Origin of the sequence: Caballeronia sp. LZ035, assembly GCF_031451175.1 — a bacterium.
Classification (GTDB): Bacteria; Pseudomonadota; Gammaproteobacteria; order Burkholderiales; family Burkholderiaceae; genus Caballeronia.
Window position 1 is genome coordinate 1823159 of the sequence record NZ_JARUXS010000001.1, and the last position, 19891, is coordinate 1843049.

Annotated in this window: 16 protein-coding genes and 3 tRNA genes; 17 read left to right on the forward strand and 2 right to left on the reverse strand. The window is 64.1% G+C overall.

Translation table 11 applies throughout. From position 1 onward, the window contains the following. The first annotated feature begins 17 nt into the window (after positions 1-17). Genes QCE88_RS08715 through QCE88_RS08745 form a run of 7 tightly spaced genes read left to right on the forward strand, consistent with a single transcriptional unit; the run spans position 18 to position 5815 of the window. Positions 18-176 (forward strand): DUF3309 family protein, encoded by a 159-nt coding sequence (locus tag QCE88_RS08715; protein ID WP_309900998.1) that lies wholly within the window; start codon positions 18-20, stop codon positions 174-176. After that, entirely contained in the window at positions 173-436 is a 264-nt protein-coding gene (locus QCE88_RS08720) for a hypothetical protein (protein WP_309900999.1), read from the forward strand. Before QCE88_RS08715 ends, QCE88_RS08720 begins: the two co-directional genes overlap by 4 nt. Then, the gene (locus QCE88_RS08725; protein WP_309901001.1) at positions 433-1008 is read left to right on the forward strand and encodes a lysozyme; all 576 of its coding nucleotides are present in this window, start codon (positions 433-435) and stop codon (positions 1006-1008) included. The genes QCE88_RS08720 and QCE88_RS08725 overlap by 4 nt, the downstream gene beginning before the upstream one ends. Next, complete coding sequence (locus QCE88_RS08730; protein WP_309901003.1) at positions 1005-1307, forward strand: hypothetical protein; 303 nt, start codon at positions 1005-1007, stop codon at positions 1305-1307. Before QCE88_RS08725 ends, QCE88_RS08730 begins: the two co-directional genes overlap by 4 nt. Further along, entirely contained in the window at positions 1304-1516 is a 213-nt protein-coding gene (locus QCE88_RS08735) for a hypothetical protein (protein ID WP_309901005.1), read from the forward strand. The genes QCE88_RS08730 and QCE88_RS08735 overlap by 4 nt, the downstream gene beginning before the upstream one ends. Positions 1517-1564: 48 nt before the next feature. After that, positions 1565-3064: a hypothetical protein gene (locus QCE88_RS08740; RefSeq protein ID WP_309901008.1), complete on the forward strand. Its 1500-nt coding sequence runs from the start codon at positions 1565-1567 to the stop codon at positions 3062-3064. 3 nt (positions 3065-3067) lie between these two features. Beyond that, entirely contained in the window at positions 3068-5815 is a 2748-nt protein-coding gene (locus tag QCE88_RS08745; RefSeq protein ID WP_309901010.1) for a hypothetical protein, read from the forward strand. A gap of 119 nt (positions 5816-5934) precedes the next feature. On the opposite strand, the gene QCE88_RS08750 is transcribed toward QCE88_RS08745, so the two are convergent. Beyond that, positions 5935-6021, reverse strand: a tRNA-Leu gene (locus QCE88_RS08750). Positions 6022-6328: 307 nt separating this feature from the next. Here QCE88_RS08750 and QCE88_RS08755 point away from each other — a divergent pair. From QCE88_RS08755 to QCE88_RS08765, 3 genes are all read left to right on the forward strand, one after another. Next, entirely contained in the window at positions 6329-6706 is a 378-nt protein-coding gene (locus QCE88_RS08755; protein ID WP_309901012.1) for a DUF2946 domain-containing protein, read from the forward strand. A gap of 90 nt (positions 6707-6796) precedes the next feature. Continuing rightward, complete coding sequence (locus QCE88_RS08760) at positions 6797-9163, forward strand: TonB-dependent receptor (RefSeq protein WP_309901014.1); 2367 nt, start codon at positions 6797-6799, stop codon at positions 9161-9163. 51 nt (positions 9164-9214) lie between these two features. Then, positions 9215-10663: a PepSY domain-containing protein gene (locus tag QCE88_RS08765; RefSeq protein ID WP_309901017.1), complete on the forward strand. Its 1449-nt coding sequence runs from the start codon at positions 9215-9217 to the stop codon at positions 10661-10663. A gap of 339 nt (positions 10664-11002) precedes the next feature. On the opposite strand, the gene QCE88_RS08770 is transcribed toward QCE88_RS08765, so the two are convergent. Further along, positions 11003-12148 (reverse strand): glycerate kinase, encoded by a 1146-nt coding sequence (locus tag QCE88_RS08770; RefSeq protein WP_309901019.1) that lies wholly within the window; start codon positions 12146-12148, stop codon positions 11003-11005. 559 nt (positions 12149-12707) lie between these two features. Between QCE88_RS08770 and tig the strand changes: the two genes are divergently transcribed. The 7 genes from tig (at position 12708) to QCE88_RS08805 (ending at position 19665) form a co-directional block, all read left to right on the forward strand. Continuing rightward, a complete protein-coding gene (gene tig, locus QCE88_RS08775) occupies positions 12708-14054 on the forward strand; it encodes a trigger factor (RefSeq protein WP_309901020.1) in 1347 nt (448 codons plus the stop codon). A gap of 137 nt (positions 14055-14191) precedes the next feature. Then, positions 14192-14845: an ATP-dependent Clp endopeptidase proteolytic subunit ClpP gene (gene clpP, locus QCE88_RS08780; protein ID WP_061176142.1), complete on the forward strand. Its 654-nt coding sequence runs from the start codon at positions 14192-14194 to the stop codon at positions 14843-14845. Between the two features lie 130 nt (positions 14846-14975). Then, the gene (gene clpX, locus QCE88_RS08785) at positions 14976-16247 is read left to right on the forward strand and encodes an ATP-dependent Clp protease ATP-binding subunit ClpX (protein WP_309832212.1); all 1272 of its coding nucleotides are present in this window, start codon (positions 14976-14978) and stop codon (positions 16245-16247) included. A gap of 186 nt (positions 16248-16433) precedes the next feature. Further along, entirely contained in the window at positions 16434-18857 is a 2424-nt protein-coding gene (gene lon, locus QCE88_RS08790; protein WP_309901022.1) for an endopeptidase La, read from the forward strand. Between the two features lie 267 nt (positions 18858-19124). Further along, the gene (locus tag QCE88_RS08795; protein WP_309832217.1) at positions 19125-19397 is read left to right on the forward strand and encodes an HU family DNA-binding protein; all 273 of its coding nucleotides are present in this window, start codon (positions 19125-19127) and stop codon (positions 19395-19397) included. 73 nt (positions 19398-19470) lie between these two features. After that, a tRNA-Val gene (locus QCE88_RS08800) sits at positions 19471-19546 on the forward strand. A gap of 42 nt (positions 19547-19588) precedes the next feature. Further along, positions 19589-19665, forward strand: a tRNA-Asp gene (locus QCE88_RS08805). Positions 19666-19891 lie beyond the last annotated feature (226 nt).

Here is a 19891-nt window from a genome sequence, read left to right on the forward strand (position 1 = left end):
GGCGCGAAGGAAAAGTCATGTCCATCGGAACCATCCTGCTAATCGTGCTCGTGCTGCTGCTGGTCGGCGCGTTTCCGGCGTGGCCCTACTCACACGCCTGGGGTTACTACCCGTCCGGCGGCATCGGTCTGCTGCTCCTCATCGTCGTAATTCTTCTCTTTGCGGGGCGTCTATGAAATTCGAACTCGTTGGCCAGGCGAAGACCGTCCTGTTCAAGTCGTCTGCCTCGCTGCTCGGCATGGCCGCTGCAGCCTTCGGCGCGCTGGCTCAGTTTCAGGATCAGTTGCCGATGATTCAGGCGTACGTGCCGCCGCGAACTTTCGCGCTCGTCTCGCTGGCGTGCGCGATCGCCGTGCCGCTCGCGCGGATCATCAAGCAGGAGCAGTTGCGCGAGGCGACGGCCGCGGCCAATCCGCAACCGGTCGCACCGCAATGATCTGGCTCGATTCCCTGCTGGCGATCTTCCGCAAGCCGGCGCCGGCCGCGCCCGCGGCGCCGGCACCGGTAGCGAAGGCGCCGCCGCTCGAAGAAACCGTCGAGACGCCCGCTGTCGCATCGCCCGCATGGTATCCGCTCTGCGAGGCGCTGACGAAGGCTTCGGAAGGGTGCGTGCTCGTTGCCTATGCCGACCCGGCGAGCGGCGGCGACCCGTGGACGTGCGGCTATGGTGCGACTGGCGAAGGCATCGCGCGCGGAACGGTCTGGACGCAGGCGCGCGCAGATGCTCGGCTGACGGCCGATCTCCTTCGATTCGGGGCTGCGGTGGACAAGCTTGTGACCGTGCCGCTGAGCCCGCAACAGAAGGCAGCGCTCGTCGATTTCGCTTTCAACGTCGGCACCGGGAGTCTCGGGACATCGACCCTTCTGAAGCTGCTCAACGGTGGCGACTATGCCGGCGCGGCGGATCAGTTTGACCTATGGGTGAAGGCGTCTGGAAAAACTATGGCTGGTCTGGTCAAGCGCCGCGCGCGCGAACGCAGTCTCTTTCTCACAGGGGTTTGGTCATGACGCTCATCGTCGCGTTTCTCGTGTCGCATCTCGGAACCATCATCTCTGCTGCCTGCGCGCTCGGAGGTGTCGCCTTTGGCCTCTTTCGGCACAGCCAGGCGTCGAAGGTCGAGGCAACGGCTGCCGCAACTGTTGCAGCGAAACAGAGTCAGGTCGATCAAGCGAACGCTGAAGCGTCGGCAAAAGGCGAGCAGGCCGTCGTCAACCGAGCAGCAGCAGATCAAACCGCCGCAGCCGCCACGCGCGACGACATCGACGCTCAACTCGCCGCCATCGGCGCCATGCGAAAGGATCAATGAATATGCGGGCCACGATTATCTTCTGCGCACTCGCTGTGAGTGGATGCGCGACGACGCCGGCTCCGGCGCCGAGCGTGAAAATTATTGATACCGCATGCGATTGGGTCAGGCCGATCGCCGCGAGCACGGCCGACACGCTGGACACGAAGCGTCAGATCCTCGCGCTCGATCTCGCCATCATCAAAAACTGTCCCGTCAAAAAGAACTGACCGCGAAGTCTTTCGCGCGTCCGTAGAAGCTCCTCTGCAAGGTCAAAAATGTCGATTCCGATAGCGCCATTCTGGGGCGTGAACGGTCACTTCACGTGGAATAACTCGGCGGGGTATGTGCCGGCGAAGTGGGCGGGTAACGCGGCGAGCATGAAAGACCTCGGCATGCTCACGTATCGAAACGGATACGGGGCGTCGAATAGCTCATCGACCGGCGCAGTCACGTCGAGCGACGGGGCGACGTTCAGGAACTTCATCAACAACACGGCAACGCCGAACGGCATTGTCGTGGCGCCGGTTCTCCTGCCGCTCTATCAGACGTCATGGACTGGCGGGACCGCAACCGAGGCGACCGCCTACACGCTCGGCTATAACCTCGGCGTCGACGCCGCGACAAACCTCGCTGGGCTGGTGCCATGGTACGAAGTCGGCAACGAGTTCGATGGCGGCCAGTGGAGCGACGGCAACATCGTCGGCGGGACCGGTCGCGGGAATGTCACTTCCGACTTCAACAACGCGAAGTTCCTGATCTGCCGCGGCTCGATTCGCGGAATGATCGCCGGCATCCGATCGGTCGACACCACGACGCCGATCATGCAGCCGGGCGGGACATGGCTGCATACAGCCTTCTTCGACATGCTGCGGAACGGCTCGACGCCGAGCGCGCCGACGACCTATGACGCGACGAAGATCGTCGACTGGGATCTGTCGTCGTGGCACTGGTATCTGAACAACTACGGCCCGAATGACGACATCGAGAACCCGACCGATCAAGGCGGGTTCAACGTGCTCGCGCACATCGCGGGATGGGGCAAGCCAATCTATATCACCGAGTGCGGCGCGAACGCGATGAACGGCACGACTGCCGTCTATGCGAACGAGGCAGCCATTGCTTCTGCAATCGTCGGCAGCTACCTGCTCGCGCGATTCGTCTCGGTGCGCAATACCTACAACATCAAGGGTGTGCAGTACTACCAACTGGTGGACGCCGCCGGCAACAGCGCAAGTGTTTCGCCGACCGACAACGAAATGATGTTCGGCCTGGTTGCCAGTGACGGCACAACTCAGAAGGGCCGTTATCCGACCGTCAAAAACTTCATCGCAGCAAACCCCGTAACCACCGGAATCACACTCATGGCCTCGAATCTCAAGTACAGCGCAAACCTCAAGAACGCCCAGCAAAACGCGATCACGACGACCGTCGGCGCGAGCGCACTGCTGAATCTTTACAGCGGCACGCAGCCGGCATCCCCCGACACGGCGATCACGTCGCAGGTGCTTCTCGCGACGCTGACTTGCAACGCGACCTTCGCACCGTCGGCGAGCGGCGGCGTGCTGACGCTCAACAGCATCGCGAACGGCACCGGCCTCGCCGCAGCGGGCACCGGCACTAACGCAACGTGGTTCCGCATCACCACCTCGGGCGGCACGGCGCACATCGACGGCACGGTGAGCACCAGCGGCTCGGACCTGAACCTGACGAACACGAGCATCGCCCAGAACCAGACCATCAGCGTATCGTCCTTCACCTTCACGAACGGCAACTAAAAAATGGGCATCCTGACCGGCTCTTCTGCAATCAGCTATAGCGCGGTCAACCTGAGTTCGCCCGTTCAGGCAGACTGGATACAGTACCCCGGATCGACAACGCCTAACCGCAGAAGCGGCGGCGGTTCGACCATCGGTGCTGCGGTCGCGCTGGCCGGCGCAACCTTCGGCGCCTTCACGGGTAGCGAGGTCGCCGTCTCATGGTCAGACGGCACGCCAAACGCGAGCAGCAACGCGACGACAGCAACCGGCGCGATCTATGCGCCGAACAACGGCGTCGCGACGCCTCCAGCCGGTCAGGGTTTCTCATTTACCGTTCCTGCTGATACCAGCACCCGCACCCTAACGATCGTCTGGGGCGCCTATTCGGCCGCGCCGAAGCTCGTCGCGACGCTTTCCGACGGCAGCGCGGCGCCTTACACGCTGACGCCGGCCGGACCCGGCAGTGGGTCGGGCGAGAAGTATCTGACGACGATCACGTTCGCTGCGAATTCCGCAGGGCAGACGCTCACCGTTGCGATCACGCTCGTCACGCCCGCGACCGGCGCGTATGCGTACGTCTCGATGCAGAGCGCCGGATATGTGATCTCGCAAGCGGCCATCTCGGGGATCGACACCGAGCAGGAAGCGAACGACGTCGCGGCAGGATCGGGAACATCGTCGATCACGGGCACGAGCTCGACCATCCAGGCGAAATCGCTCGCCACAGGTTCTGGCACGGGGGCCAATATGGCTAGTTTGAGCGGCTCGTCGGCCGTCAGCTACACGACGGTCAATCTGAGCTCGCCACCTCAGACCGACTGGATTCAATACCCTGGCACGACGACGCCGAACAGAAAGGCGAGCGGCGGCTCGACGATCGGCGCGGTGACGCCGACCGCCGGCGCGGTGCTCGACTCATGGACCGGATCGACGACTGCCGTCACCTGGACCGACGGCACGCCGAACGCCGCGAGCACGACGACGACTCAGGCGGGCGTGCTCGACTCGCCGAAGGGCGTCGCGACGCCGACGGCCGGGCAGGGTTACACCTTCACAGTGCCGGCCGACACGAATTCGCGCACGCTGAAGATCGTCTGGGGCGCGTATTCGACGTCTCCGAAGCTGACGGCAACGCTCTCGGACGGCAGCGCGGCGCCGTTCACCGTCACGCCGGTAGGACCGGGCAGCGGGTCGGTCGAGAACTACCTCACCACGATCACCTATTCGGCGGCGAGCGCCGGCCAGACGCTGACGATCGCTGTCGGCGTGGTCACGCCTGTCGCCGGCGCGTACGCGAACGTTTCGTTTCAGGCCGCGAGCTATGTCGTCACGCTGTCGACGATCACCGGCATCGGCGCGAGCACGGGCGCGAAGGGCGTCACGTCGGCATCGGGCACCGTTCGCATCACCGGCACGTCGGCAGAAACTGAAGCGAATGATGCCGCGGCGGCATCCGGCGGGCCAGTCTCGAGCGGCGCGGCGAGCGCCACGCAAGGCAAAAACACGGCGGCGGCAGCGGCGACCGATGCGATCACCGGATCGGGTGCGCCGTTAGAGGTGAAGGACGTCACAGCCGCGTCGGGCACTGTAGCGGCCATTCCGGGAATCACAGGCACCGGCTCGGCGGTCGAGGCGAATGATACGGTCGCTGCGGCCGGCGTGATGCTGCTCTCGGGTCTGGGCGCAACGAGCCAGGCGAAGAACGGCGCGGCGGCGGCCGGCGGCCCGGTCGCGAGCGGCGCGGGGGCGGTCGTCGAAGCGAATGACGCGGCAGCGTCGGCCGGCTCGCCGGTCGTGGGCGGCAGCGCGGCGCCGTCTCAGGCGAAGAACGCGGCGGCGGCATCCGGCGTCATCACGGCGCTGGGCACGATCAACTGCGTCGGCGCGGTGACGGAGGCGAGCGACACGTGCGCGGCGAGCGTCTCGCTACTGACCAGCGGCGTGGGCGCGCTCAGTCCTCCATCGAACACGGCGGCCGGCGCAGGCAGCGTGCTCGTCGGCGGCGCGGCGGCACCGGCGCAAAGCAGGAATTCGGTGCTGATTCAGGTCGCGTCGGGCGACGCCGGCACGAGCAGCGCGGTTCAGAGCCCAAACATCGCGCAGGCAGATGGATCGGTCCAAGGCATCACCGCTATCAGCGGCGTCGCCACCGTGGTGCAGGCGGTGAACAGCGGCAACGGCATCGCGACATCGGACATCACGGGCGAGGAAGCAGATTCGCAGCTCGCGAACGTCTGCGCGGCAGCCGGCGAAAGTGCCATATCTGGCACTTCGAGCGTCGCGCAGGCGCCGAACACGACCGTCTCATCTGCGCGGCTGCTGGGGGCAATCGACGGCGCTGGCGTGGCCGTTCAGATGCCGAACATCACGAGCGCATTGGCTGGCGTCGCGTCCGCAATCCCGATCGCTGTTTCGTTCCCGATCAGCGCGGAGATCCGGACGTATCGAATCATCTCTGATCAACTGGTCTTTACAGGGAACCCCATGACGTACCCCTATGTCCCGTCCTTCGTGAAAGATCCGCTTGCGGTTCTCGACTTCGACTGGGATTGGTCTGCATGGCTCGGAGAGAACGAAACGATCCTGAATGTCGCCATCACTGCGGCAGACGGGCTGACGGTCGATCGAGCGGCGGCGCAGGATGGAATCGCGACCGCCTGGATCTCGGGCGGCACGGCCGGCACTGACTACGCGGTCGCCTGCACGATCACGACGACGGGCGGACGGGCGGATACGCGGACGGTTGTCGTCTCGGTCAGGCGTCGCTAAGCAGCGGGCACGCGATGGATGCTGTCGCAATCCTGTCATTCCGTTAGCGACTAGGCGGAAATGCAGGCGAATTAATGACAGCCGTCATTCGCTAAGTGCTTGATTTTGATGGGGGTTGGTGGTGCGAGGAGCGGGACTCGAACCCGCACACCCTTGCGGGCGTCAGGACCTAAACCTGGTGCGTCTACCAATTTCGCCATCCTCGCGTCACGGCTTGCGCAGCGGGTTTCTTGACGCCTTGCGGCCTGTCTCGACGCCCGGCGATGCCGCCGTGTCCGGCACCGGTCCAACGTGCCAAGCCCGAGATTCTAACCGATTCGTCTGTCGATGTCCGGGAATTTGCGGCCATGCGGCCGCAGTGCTCCGCGTGCAGCGATGCGTCGCTGGCGTCGCTTGCAGCGCTTGCGTCAATTGCGCGCGTGATGCTCTTCATGCGCATGAAGAGATTGCGGCATGCCGACGCGCTGCCTACAATCTCGTCCAGCCCTTCGCTATCACTTTCACTCCGTCCTCATGACCCGCAACGCGCGCAATCGCTTCGTCGCCTGGCTCGGCATTGCCGCCATGTGGCTTGCCATTGTCGCGCCGGTCATCAGCCAGACGCTCGCGGCCCGCGCAGCCGCCGATGATCCGCAAGCCGCACTCTGCGCCGTCGCTCCTTCCGCTGAAGGCGCACATGCGGCATCGGCATCGCACGACGCCGCCGGCCATGTCGACGCCTGTGCCTATTGCGGCCTGCTCGCACATCATCTGCCGGTCGCGCCGGGCATCACGCCGCAGGCCGCTCGCATCGAGCGCGTCGCGCGCATGGCGCCGCGCGCGCCAGTCGCCTCGATTCATTCGAAGTCGTTCAACGCCGCGCGTTCACGCGCGCCGCCCGTCTATTCCTGAACCCGTTCTTCGTCCGGTACAACCGACGTCCGTCGCGCGTGTGAGCACGACGGTCGCGTAACCGCTCGTCCGTCTCTTCAGGAATTCACGATGTTTCCGCTCATCACGCGCGCGCGGCAGTGTTCGCGCCGCCGTGCCTTCGCGCATTCACGCGCATGGCTTCCCATCTCGCTGATGGCGCACGCGGCGCTCTCGGCGGGCGCTACGCCTGCCGCATCGGCAGTCGAGTCCGCCGATCCCACCGATACCACCGACACCGCCCTTGCGCCCGTACGTATCAGCGCGCAGTCCGCGCCGCGCGCCTCGTCGCTCGACCCGAACCTGCCCGCCACCGTCAACACCATCACCGCCGACCAGTTCCAGTACTGGAACGTGACGTCGACCGAAGACGTGCTCAAGTACGCGCCGAACCTGGCCGTGCGCAAGCGTTTCATCGGCGACCTCAACTCGACCATCGCGGTGCGCGGCACCAGCAACGCGCAGACGGCGCGCGGCCTGGTCTATGCCGACGGCCTGCTGCTCAGCAACTTCCTCGGCAACACCTGGAACTTCGCGCCGCGCTGGTCGATGATTTTCGCGGACGACATCGAACGCACCGACGTGATCTACGGCCCGTATTCGGCGCTCTATCCGGGCAATTCGATTGGCGCAACCGTGGCCATCACCACGCGCATGCCGACCGAGTTCGAATCCGATGCAAAAGTGCAGGGCTTCACCCAGCATTTCAGCCTGTTCGGCGTGGACCGCAATTTCAGTGGCGCGAACACGAGCGCGACGGTGGGCGACCGGATCGGCAGGCTGTCGTTTCTGATCGGCGCCGATCATCAGGAGAACACCGGCCAGCCGTTGCAGTTCGCGACGCTCGCGCAGTCGAAGACGCTCGCCACGGCCGCCGACACGCCCGTCACCGGCGCCACCTTCTATCGCGATCAGTACAACACGCCGACGGCCGTGCTCGGCACGTCGGGCGAGGGCATCGAGCGCACGTTCCAGGACCAGTTGCGCGTGAAGCTCGCGTACGACCTGACCGACACGTTGCAAGCCGGCTTCACGCTCGGCTACTGGCATCAGAAGTACAACAGCGACACGCAGACCTTCCTGCGCGACGCCGCAGGCAATCCGGTGTACAGCGGCCGCGTGAACATCGGCGGCTACGCGTATGACATTCCCGCCGCTACCTTCGCGCCGAGCATGGGCGCGAGCGAAAACACTCTGTACGGCGCGTCGCTGCGCACGCATCACGCGGCCGGCTGGAACGCGGAAGCCGTCGCGTCCTACTTCGACATTTCGCAGAGCATCGCGCGCACGGCCAGCTCCGGCGTGCCCGGCGACGGCCCCGGCACGCTCACCGACGGCAGCGGCTCCGGCTGGAAATCGCTCGACCTGCGCGCGAGCTGGACGCCCTATACACGTTCGGGACCGGCCGCGCATGCGCTGTCGTTCGGCTATCACTACGACGACTATTTCGTCTCCAACGTGACCTCGAACACGGATGCATGGCGCGAAGGCGCGGGTGTGTCCTTCGCCAATTCATTCGGCGGCCGCACGCGCACGCAGGCCGTCTACGCACAGGACGCCTGGCGCTTTCTGCCGCGCTGGGCCTTCACCTATGGCGTGCGCTACGAGAACTGGAACGCCTATGACGGTTCGCGCGCGGTGGGCGCGACGTCGCTCGACTATGCCGGGGCCAGCGAAAGCCACTGGTCGCCCAAGGCCTCGCTGTCGTTCGATGCAACCCAGGACCTGACGCTGCGCGCATCGATGGGACGCGCGTATCGCTTTCCAACGGCGGGGGAGCTGTTTCAAGGGCAGATCAGCGGCACGTCGATCGTCAACAACAATCCGAATCTCAAGCCGGAAGACGATCTCTCGAAGGAACTCAGCGCGGAGTGGATTCACGGCAACGGCCTCTATCGCTTCACGCTGTTTCAGGACGACGTGAAGAACACGATCCTCAGCCAGACCAACACGACCGTGATTCCGAATGTCACGAACTTCCAGAACATCGACCGCGTGCGTTCGCGCGGCGCCGAGTTCGCCTATGAAGGTCAGGACGTGCTCGTGCGCGGCCTCGATCTCGTGGCCAACGTCGCGTACACGCAATCGAAAATCATCGCGAACGGCGGCAATCCGGCGTCGGTGGGGAAGTACTTCTATCGCATCCCGCTGTGGCGGGCGAACCTCGCAGCGACCTGGCGCGCGACCGGGAATACGGCGGCCACGCTCGCGGTACGGTATTCCGGACGGCAATACAACTCGCTGACGAACACCGACGTCAACCCCGACACCTACGGCGGCACCAGCAGCTACACCGTGGTCGACGCCAAGCTCACCTATCGGCCGACGAAACATACCGAACTGGGCGTGGGCGTCGACAACCTGTTCGACGAACGCTATTACGTGTATCACCCGTATGCGGGGCGCACGTTTTATGTGGAAGGGCGCATCGGCATCTGATGCCTTCGGAAGCCTTCGATCTGACACGCACGCACACTTCTGAGAATCGCCATGCTCGCACCCGAATCAACTGCCACTGCCCAGCCCATTCCGGGCGATGTCATCGCACAGCGCCGCACGCTCTGGCGCTGGCACTTTTATGCCGGCCTCTTCGTCATGCCGCTGCTGATCGTGCTTGCCGTCACGGGCACGATCTACTGTTTCCAACCGCAGCTCGAGCCGCTTCTGTATCGCGACCGGATGGTCGTCGCTGATCCGCACGTGCCGCCGTTGCCGCGCGATGTCCTGCTCGCCAAAGCGGTCGCGAGCGAGCCGCGCGGCGCGGTCGCGACGCTCGCGCAGATCGAATCCGATCGCACGCGCAGCGCCGAATTCGTGTTTCGTCTGCCTTCGGGCGAAAGCGAGAGCGTGTATGTGAATCCTTATGACGGCGCCGTGCTCGGCAGACTGTCGGTCGAGCATCGGCTGATGAAACAGGTGCGCGACCTGCATCGCGGACTGATGCTTGGCAAGACCGGCGAACTGCTGATGGAACTGGCCGGCTGCTGGACGCTCGTGATGATCGGCACGGGCGTCGCGCTGTGGTGGCCGGATCGCACGAATGTCCGCAACGGCGGCATCTGGCTGCCGCGCCTGTCATTGCGCGGCCGCGCGTGGTGGCGCGACCTGCATGCGGTCGGCGGCGTCTGGCTCGCGGCGGGCGCGCTTTTCTTTGTGCTGTCGGGGCTGCCGTGGTCGGGATCGTGGGGGCGCGAGTTCAAGGCGCTCGCGACTTCCGCATCGCTTGGGTATCCGAAAGGCGCGTGGGGCGAGGCGCACGTGCATTCGAGCGTGCCCGCGGCGGGCGCGCAGCAGGCCGATGCTCATGCTGGACATGCTGGACACGCCATGCCGATGACCATGGACGATCTGCCGCTCAAGCAGACGCCGTGGGCCGTCGGCGCGACGGTCGTGCCCGACGGCGTCGCCGCGCCGGCTGCGGCCGCGCGGCTGTCGCTGGATCAGGTGGTGGCGCTCGCGGCGCGCAACGGTGTCGCCGATGACTACGGCATCGCGCTGCCGAACACTCCGGGAGGCGTCTATACGGTGTCGTCGTTCCCGGCCGATCCGCGCGACGAACGCACGCTGCACATCGATCAGTACAGCGGCCGCGTGCTCGCCGACATCTCGTACGCGAACTATGGCCGCGTCGCGCAGTGGATCTCGTACGGCACGTCGCTGCACATGGGGCGTTATTTCGGTCTTGCGAACCAGATCGTCTGCTCGGCGATTTCGCTGGGACTCGCCGCGCTGGCGCTGACGGGCTTCGTCATGTGGCTGAAGCGCCGGCCGGCGCGGACCATCGGCGCACCGGCGCGGCCGGCCCGGCGTCCGCCGATGCGCGCGTGGCGCGGCGGCCTGACGCTGCTCGGCATGATCTTCCCGCTGATGGGCGTGACGATGCTCGCGGTGTGGTGCCTTGACCGGATTGCGTTCGGCGGGAAGCGGGTGGCTGCGTGAGGGGCGGGGCGTGAGCGCGAACCGGACTTTTTCGGCATTCGTGTGCGACGGGCGGTCACGTGAGGCGCGGGAAGGGTTCCGATGCCATCGGCACTGGGCCGGTTTTATCGCGAAGCGAGCTTCAGGCACATGCCCTGGTCGGATTTCACATGAAGCATGCGGTCACGTGAGGGGCGGGGCGAAACCCGATGCTTTCGACACGGCCCCAGCCTTATCGCGGACCGAACACCACAAGCGCGAGCTGTCCGGTCTCGCTGGCGAGCAGCCGCGCGGCGTCGCTCAAGACGCAAGAAGGGACCCGGCGCTCGCTGGGCCTCCAACTCAAGCTCAACTTTGACCTCATCGCGACCCGAACTTCAGTCGCGTGAGCTGCTCGGCTTCATTGGCGAGCAGTCGCGCCGCGTCGCGGATGGCAGTGTCGAGCGTGATCGGCCCGGGCGCGGGTGAGAAGCAGCCGTCGAAGAACTCCGACAGACGCGGCAGCGCCGCCGAATCCACTGCGCCCGACAGCAGCGAAGCCGGCACGCCCGCCGTCCGCGCGTGCTTGCAGGCGATGAAGGGCGCCTTGCCGTGCAGCGTCTGCACGTCGGAGCGGCCTTCGCCGGTGATGAGCCAGTTCGCGCCTTCGAGGGCATCGTCGAGGCCGATCTCCCGCGCCACCACTTCCGCGCCCGTTTCGAAGCGCGCGCCCAGCATGTGCAGCGCGAAACCGAGCCCGCCAGCGGCACCCGCACCGGGTGCGTCGCGCTTCACGACACCCAGCGCCGGTTCCAGCAGATCCGCGAAATGACCGAGCGCGGCGTCGACCGGCGCGATCTGCTCCGGCGTCACGCCTTTCTGCGGGCCGAAGACCGCGGTGGCGCCGTGCTCGCCGGTGAGCGGATTGTCCACATCCGACATGCCGATGAACTGCGCCTCCTTCACACGCGGATCGAGTCCCGACGCATCGATGCGCGCGATCTTCGCCAGCGCGGAAGGCACCGGCTCGAGTTCCTGGCCGCCGGCATCGAGCAATCTGAGCCCGAGGCCGACGAGCAGGCCCGCGCCGCCGTCGTTGGTGCTGCTGCCGCCCAGCGCGACATAGAAAGTGCGGGCGCCCGAATCGAGCAGCGCGCGGATCGCCTCGCCCATGCCGAGCGTACTGCGCTCGGTAACGGGCACGGCCATGCCGTCCGGGTCAGTGATGCCGACCACTTCCGCCGTCTCGATGATCGCGCCGCCATCGGCGAGCAAGCCCGTTGCGGCATCGCGCCGTGCGGCCGCCGCGCCGCGCACGTTGAGCAGGCGGCGCTCGCCGCCGGCGGCCAGCATTGCGTCGAGTGTGCCTTCGCCGCCATCGGCCATCGGGCGAATGCGAATCTCGGCGTCCGGCCGCGCGCGCCGGATGCCTTCGGCGATCGCATCCGCGACGCCTTCCGCGGAAAGCGAGCCCTTGAACGAATCGGGAGCGATGACGACTACGGGAGCGGACATGACGTTGGACATGGTGTCTCGACTGTTCTGGTTTGGAAGTGAACGAACGCACGTGCGCGACGCCAAACGCCATTCATTTATTGCATGCGCCTCATGCCTTCGAGTCATGGATTGCGCGAGGTGCCGATTGGTCGCGTGAATCGTGCGCCGGCAAGCTTATCAGCGTGGCGCGCTGCGCAAAATAGCCGCGCGCGGATAACGGAGATTCTGCGCGCGCGGCGCGGCCGCGAAAACGCGGAATTACGCCGAATCCGGGCGCGAATCAGGCGTTTCAGGGGCCGCGGCGGGCCGTCGAGGCCGGCGCACGGATTCGTCGGACAGGGTGGCCTGATTTGTTTGCTAAACTACTGGGCTCTGTTGGCTGACACCGCGTCGGGCGACGGCCCGGCCCTCCGCGAGACGCGCACGATGCATGACATGCGCGCCGCGGTGCCGGTCACCGATCCCGGCCGGCGGCAGCAGCCGGGCCCTGGAAACAGGCCTGGCCAGAGCCCGCATCCGGACCCGCGCCTTTAGAACCGCGGAAGAACCGAACACCGAATTGACGTTTCACTTTAGGACGATTTCAGCCATGGCTAACGTAGTTGAGAACCTCGGCAAGCTCGAACGCCGCGTGACGATTTCCCTGCCGAAAGAGACAGTGCAGAAGGAAGTGGATTCGCGTATCCGCCAGTTGGCCAAGAACGTGCGCATGCCGGGTTTCCGCCCGGGCAAGGTGCCGCTCAAGATGGTGACCCAGCAGTACGCCGGCCAGGTGGAAGCTGAAGTGCTGAGCGACAAGGTCGGCAAGGAATTCTTCGACGTCACCCGCGCGGAAAACCTGCGCGTCGCCGGCCAGCCGAGCTTCGCGCCGAAGGTCGAAGACGCCGCCGACGCCTACGCGTTCGACGCCACCTTCGAGGTCTATCCGGACGTGAAGCTGGGCGACGTCGCCGACGCTGAAATCGAACGCACGGTCACCACCATCTCCGAAGCCGAAGTGGATCGCACGCTGGACATCCTGCGCAAGCAGCGCGTGCACTTCCACGCACGCGGCGAAGCCGGCGAGCACGGCGACGGTGGCGGCGACACGGCCGCCAAGGAAGGCGACCGCGTGACGCTGGACTTCGTCGGCAAGCTCGACGGCGTCGCGTTCGAAGGCGGCAGCGCACAGGACTTCGCGTTCGTGCTCGGCGAAGGCCGCATGCTGCCGGAGTTCGAACAGGCTGCCACGGGGCTGAAGGTCGGCGAGTCGAAGGACTTCGACCTCAAGTTCCCCGAGGACTACCACGGCAAGGACGTGGCGGGCAAGACGGCGCAATTCACGGTCACGGTCAAGAAGATCGAGTGGCCGCATCTGCCGGAAATCAATGCGGATTTCGCGAAGTCGCTGGGCATCGAAGACGGCGACCTGACGAAGATGCGCGGCGAGATCAAGGACAACCTGGAGCGCGAAGCCAAGCGCCGCACGCAGCAGATCGTGAAGAACCAGGTCATGGACGCACTGCTCAAGATTTCCGACCTCGACGTGCCGAAGGCGCTGATTGAGCAGGATCAGCAGCGTCTGGTCGAAATGGCTCGCCAGGACTTGCAGCAACGTGGTGTGCCGAACGCCGCCGACGCGCCGATCCCGGCCGAGATGTTCGCCGAGCAAGCCGAGCGCCGCGTCAAGCTGGGTCTGGTGCTGGCCGAACTGGTGAAGGCCAACGAACTGCAGGCGAAGCCCGAGCAGATCCGCGCTGAAGTCGACGAATTCGCCAAAAGCTACGAAGACCCGAAGGAAGTCGTCCGCTGGTATTATTCGAATCAGCAGCGCCTCGCCGAAATGGAAGCGTTCGTTGTCGAGAGCAACGTCGTCGACTTCGTGCTCGGCAAGGCCAAGGTGACCGACAAGGAAGTCAGCTTCGAGGAACTGGCCAGCGCAACGGCGCAAGCCTGACGCGCGGTGGCAAGGGGCGTGCGAGTCGTGGGTTCACGGCTCTCACGCCTTTTTTGCATTAAAGTTTGGGCGTTTCCAAGCCGTTCTAGTGATGTTCCTTTGTCGTCCAGTATCCCTATTCCGAACAAGGAAATTGCATGACCTTTCGCGCTGAATTGCTCGACACGCTGGCGTCCCACGCGACACGGGACTTCGAAGCCCAGGCGCTCGGCCTCGTTCCGATGGTCGTCGAAACGAGCGGCCGCGGCGAGCGTGCCTATGACATCTATTCGCGTCTTCTCAAGGAGCGCGTCGTGTTCCTGGTCGGCGAAGTGAACGACCAGTCGGCGAATCTCGTCGTGGCACAGTTGCTGTTCCTCGAAAGCGAGAATCCCGACAAGGACATCAGCCTGTACATCAACAGCCCGGGTGGCTCGGTATCGGCCGGCATGGCGATCTACGACACCATGCAGTTCGTGAAGCCGGATGTCTCCACGCTGTGCATGGGTCTCGCCGCGAGCATGGGCGCGTTCCTCCTGGCCGCCGGGGCGAAGGGCAAGCGCGTCGCGCTGCCGAACGCCCGCGTGATGATTCACCAGCCGCTCGGCGGCGCACGCGGCCAGGCATCGGACATCGAGATCCAGGCGCGCGAAATCCTGTACCTGAAGGAACGTCTGAACCAGCTGTTGTCGCATCACACCGGCCAGCCGGTCGAACGCATCGCGCGCGACACCGATCGCGACAACTTCATGTCAGGCGACGACGCGCAGGCTTATGGCCTCGTCGACCAGGTGCTGCACAAGCGTCCCTGATCAGACTTGAAAGGCGCACGAAGCGGCGCCGCGCCACACAGCGCTTCAACCGGGCCGCGCAGGTGCGAATCTGCGTGGCCAGATTGAAGGGCGTATCATGTAACAAGCGTGTCCGGAGGCGTACACATTTATGGCGGACAAGAAAGGTTCCAGTAGCGAAAAGCTGCTCTATTGCTCGTTCTGCGGAAAGAGCCAGCATGAGGTGAAGAAGCTCATCGCGGGCCCGTCGGTGTTCATCTGCGATGAATGTATCGACCTCTGCAACGAGATCATTCGCGATGAAGCGGCCGGTGCAGCAGAAGAGGCCGGACTGACCAAGTCCGACCTGCCCAGCCCGCAGGAAATCAGCGACATCCTCAACCAGTACGTGATTGGCCAGGAACGCGCGAAGAAGATTCTCGCGGTCGCGGTGTACAACCACTACAAGCGTCTCAAGCATCTCGACAAGAAAGACGAAATCGAGCTGTCGAAGAGCAACATTTTGTTGATCGGGCCGACTGGCTCGGGCAAGACTTTGCTCGCACAGACGCTGGCGCGGATGCTGAACGTGCCGTTCGTCATCGCGGACGCCACGACGCTGACCGAAGCCGGTTATGTCGGCGAGGACGTCGAGAACATCATTCAGAAGCTGCTGCAAAACTGCAACTACGAAGTCGACAAGGCGCAGCGCGGCATCGTCTATATCGACGAAATCGACAAGATCAGCCGCAAGTCGGACAACCCGTCCATCACGCGCGACGTGTCGGGCGAGGGCGTTCAGCAGGCGCTGCTCAAGCTGGTCGAAGGCACAATGGCGTCGGTGCCGCCGCAAGGCGGTCGCAAGCATCCGAACCAGGATTTCATCCAGGTCGACACGACCAATATCCTGTTCATCTGCGGCGGCGCGTTCGACGGCCTCGAAAAGGTTATCACCGACCGCACGGAGAAGACCGGCATTGGTTTTGCCGCCAGCGTGAAGAGCAAGCAGGACCGCGACGCGGGCGAAGTGCTGCGTGACGTCGAGCCCGAGGATCTGATCAAGTTCGGTCTGATTCCCGAGCTGATCGGCCGCCTGCCGGTGGTCGCCACGCTCGGCAAGCTCGACGAAGCTGCGCTCGTGAAAATCCTGATCGAACCGAAGAACGCGCTCGTGAAGCAGTATCACAAGCTGTTCGCCATGGAACGCGTGGAACTGGAGATTCGTCCGGCTGCGTTGCAGGCCATCGCGCAGAAAGCCATCCGTCGCAAGACGGGCGCGCGCGGGCTGCGGTCCATTCTGGAACAAGCGTTGCTCGACGTGATGTACGAACTGCCGACCATGAAGGGTGTCTCGAAGGTGATCGTCGACGACAACACCATCGACGGCGACGGCAAGCCCCTGCTCATCTATGAAGATGCGCCCAAGGTGGCGGGTTCCAACTGAAGCAGGCTGTGGCTCGGCGAGAGGCCGTTCATGGCAACGTGAACGGCCTTTTATTTTTTTCGGTTTATTGTGTGGACGTGACTGACGCGATCTTTGACTACCGACTTTTCCCTTCCGATAAAGGCTTGCAATAGCTCTGAACGGCCTTACTTACGACTGAACTGATTCCACTCATGGGGAAATGAAATGTCAGGAACCCAACTCCTCCCGCAGGAACGCATTACGCTGCCGCTGCTCCCGCTGCGCGACGTAGTCGTTTTCCCGCATATGGTGATTCCGCTCTTCGTCGGGCGGCCCAAGTCGATCAAGGCCCTCGAAGCCGCGATGGAAGGCGGCAAGCACATCATGCTCGTCGCCCAGAAAACGGCGGCGAAGGACGAGCCGACCGAAAAAGACATGTACGAAGTGGGATGTATCGCCAACATCCTGCAAATGCTGAAGCTGCCTGACGGCACCGTGAAGGTGCTTGTCGAAGGCTTGCAGCGCGCCAAGACGCTCACGATCGAAGAACAGGAAACGCAGTTTTCCTGCGACGTGATGCCGCTCGAACCCGACCACGCCGACAGCGCCGAAACCGAAGCGCTGCGCCGCGCCATCGTGTCGCAGTTCGACCAGTACGTGAAGCTCAACAAGAAGATTCCGCCGGAGATCCTGACGTCGCTGTCGGGCATCGACGAAGCGGGTCGTCTGGCGGACACCATCGCCGCACATCTGCCGCTCAAGCTCGACCAGAAGCAGCACATCCTCGAGATGTTCCCGGTCATCGAGCGTCTCGAGCATCTGCTCGCGCAACTTGAAGCCGAGATCGACATTCTCCAGGTCGAAAAGCGCATCCGTGGCCGCGTCAAGCGCCAGATGGAAAAGAGCCAGCGCGAGTACTACCTGAACGAGCAGGTCAAGGCCATCCAGAAGGAACTGGGCGAAGGCGAAGAGGGCGCGGATCTCGAGGAACTCGAGAAGCGCATCACCGCCGCGCGCATGCCGAAGGAAGCCAAGAAGAAGGCCGACGCCGAGCTCAAGAAGCTCAAGCTGATGTCGCCGATGTCCGCGGAAGCGACCGTCGTGCGCAACTACATCGACACGCTGATCGGCCTGCCGTGGCGCAAGAAGAGCAAGGTCAACAACGACCTGACCAACGCCGAGCGCGTGCTCGACGAAGATCACTTCGGCCTCGAAAAGGTCAAGGAACGCATTCTCGAGTATCTCGCGGTTCAACAGCGCGTCGAGAAGGTGAAGGCGCCCATCCTGTGTCTCGTCGGGCCTCCGGGCGTCGGCAAGACCTCGCTGGGGCAGTCCATCGCGCGCGCCACGAACCGCAAGTTCGTGCGCATGGCGCTGGGCGGCGTGCATGACGAATCCGAGATTCGCGGTCACCGCCGCACGTATATCGGTTCGATGCCCGGCAAGATCCTGCAGAGCTTGACCAAGGTCGGCGTGCGCAATCCGCTCTTCCTGCTCGACGAAGTCGACAAGATGGGCATGGATTTCCGCGGCGACCCGGCCTCCGCGCTGCTCGAAGTGCTCGATCCGGAACAGAACCATACGTTCGCGGATCACTACATCGAAGTGGACTTCGACCTGTCCGACGTGATGTTCGTCGCCACGTCGAACTCGCTGAACATCCCGCCGCCGCTGCTCGACCGGATGGAAGTCATCCGTCTCTCGGGTTACACGGAAGACGAGAAGGTCAGCATCGCGCAGCGTTACCTGTTGCCGAAGCAGAAGCGCAACAACGGCCTGAAGGAAGACGAGATCGACGTCACGGAGCAGGCGATTCGCGACATCATCCGCTACTACACGCGTGAAGCGGGCGTGCGTTCGCTCGAGCGTGAAGTGTCGAAGATCTGCCGCAAGGTCGTGAAGATGCTGCTGCTCAAGAAGGCCGAGGGCGCCGTGAAGGTCGACGGTTCCAATCTCGATACCTTCCTCGGCGTGCGCAAGTACGACTTCGGTCTGGCTGCGAAGGAAAACCAGATCGGCCAGGTTACGGGTCTCGCGTGGACGGAAGTGGGCGGCGACCTGCTGACGATCGAAGCGGCGGTGATGCCCGGCAAGGGCGGCGTGATCCGCACCGGTTCGCTCGGCGACGTGATGAAGGAGTCGGTGGAAGCGGCGCGCTCGGTCGTGCGTTCGCGTTCGCGCCGTCTCGGCATCACGGACGAGTCGTTCGAGAAGAAGGACATCCACATCCACGTGCCCGAAGGCGCGACGCCGAAGGACGGTCCGTCCGCCGGTATCGCGATGACCACGGCGCTGGTGTCGGTGCTGACCGGTATTCCGGTTCGTGCGGATGTCGCGATGACGGGCGAAATCACGCTGCGCGGCGAAGTGCTGCCGATCGGCGGGTTGAAGGAGAAGTTGCTGGCGGCGCATCGCGGCGGCATCAAGCTCGTGCTGATCCCGGAAGAGAACACCAAGGATCTGGCCGACATCCCCGACAACGTGAAGAACGCCATCGAGATCGTGCCGGTTCGCTGGATCGACCGCGTGCTGGAACTGGCGCTCGAACGCACGCCGGAAGCGTTGCCCGAGGAAGAAGCGAAGGCTGCGCCCGTCGCTGCCGAACAGCAGAAGGACGCACCGGCAGCCGGTGAGTTTGTGAAGCACTAAGTCTCTGTCCGGCGGTGCGGCGTGGGATCATGCACGCCGCACCGTTCAAGGCAGGACTCAAGACCCGCGGGATGTTTCCGCGGGTTTTTATTGCTCGCGCCGTTCTGGCGAAACTTCGTTCTCACTCTCCGAAACAACCGCCGGGTCAGGCTCAACCCTCGTTGACACTGTTCTTTCGGCTACGTCTAATGAGCGCCGCATCCGGACACGATCCGGCTGACTACAACGCGTCATGACAACGTGCCATCAAACGATTCGGGGATCACCATGAACAAGACGGAACTGATCGACCACATTGCGCAGGAAGCCGACATCTCCAAAGCCACCGCTGGCCGCGCGCTGGAGGCGCTCATCGGCGGCGTGCGCGCGACGCTCTCGAAGGGCGGCAGCGTGACACTCGTGGGCTTCGGCACGTTCGCGGTCGGCAAGCGTACGGCACGCACCGGACGTAATCCGCGCACAGGCGCCGAGATCAAGATCAAGGCCGCGAAGGTGCCGAAATTTCGCCCTGGCAAAGCTCTGAAGGATGCGCTAAACTAGCGGACTCGCTGGATACGGCGTCTTGCATTACGAGACATCAAACCAGCGAAGCGCAAGTTGAAAGTCATCGGCCGGGTGCTTAGCTCAGTTGGTAGAGCGGCGCCCTTACAAGGCGTAGGTCGGGAGTTCGAGCCTCTCAGCACCCACCAGGTCAGCATGGCGTCACTTCAACTTGTCGCACGTACTACTCTGGAGCGGTAGTTCAGTTGGTTAGAATACCGGCCTGTCACGCCGGGGGTCGCGGGTTCGAGTCCCGTCCGCTCCGCCAGATTCAAACGAAAGTCCCGCACGCTTCACGGCCTGCGGGACTTTTGTTTTGTGCGTCACGGGCGCTGCGCTTCTCGCGTGCTCGATGCCTTGCTGAAACCCTCCCGGCGAGTGTGTCACAAGGTCACTCAACTCACTGATTCATCGGCCGTTTCGTCTGCGTGGCCGAACCCTGTGGCCAAGGCTTGGCTACCCCACGCGGCCAATTCCCAGTCACCTTTCGCCTT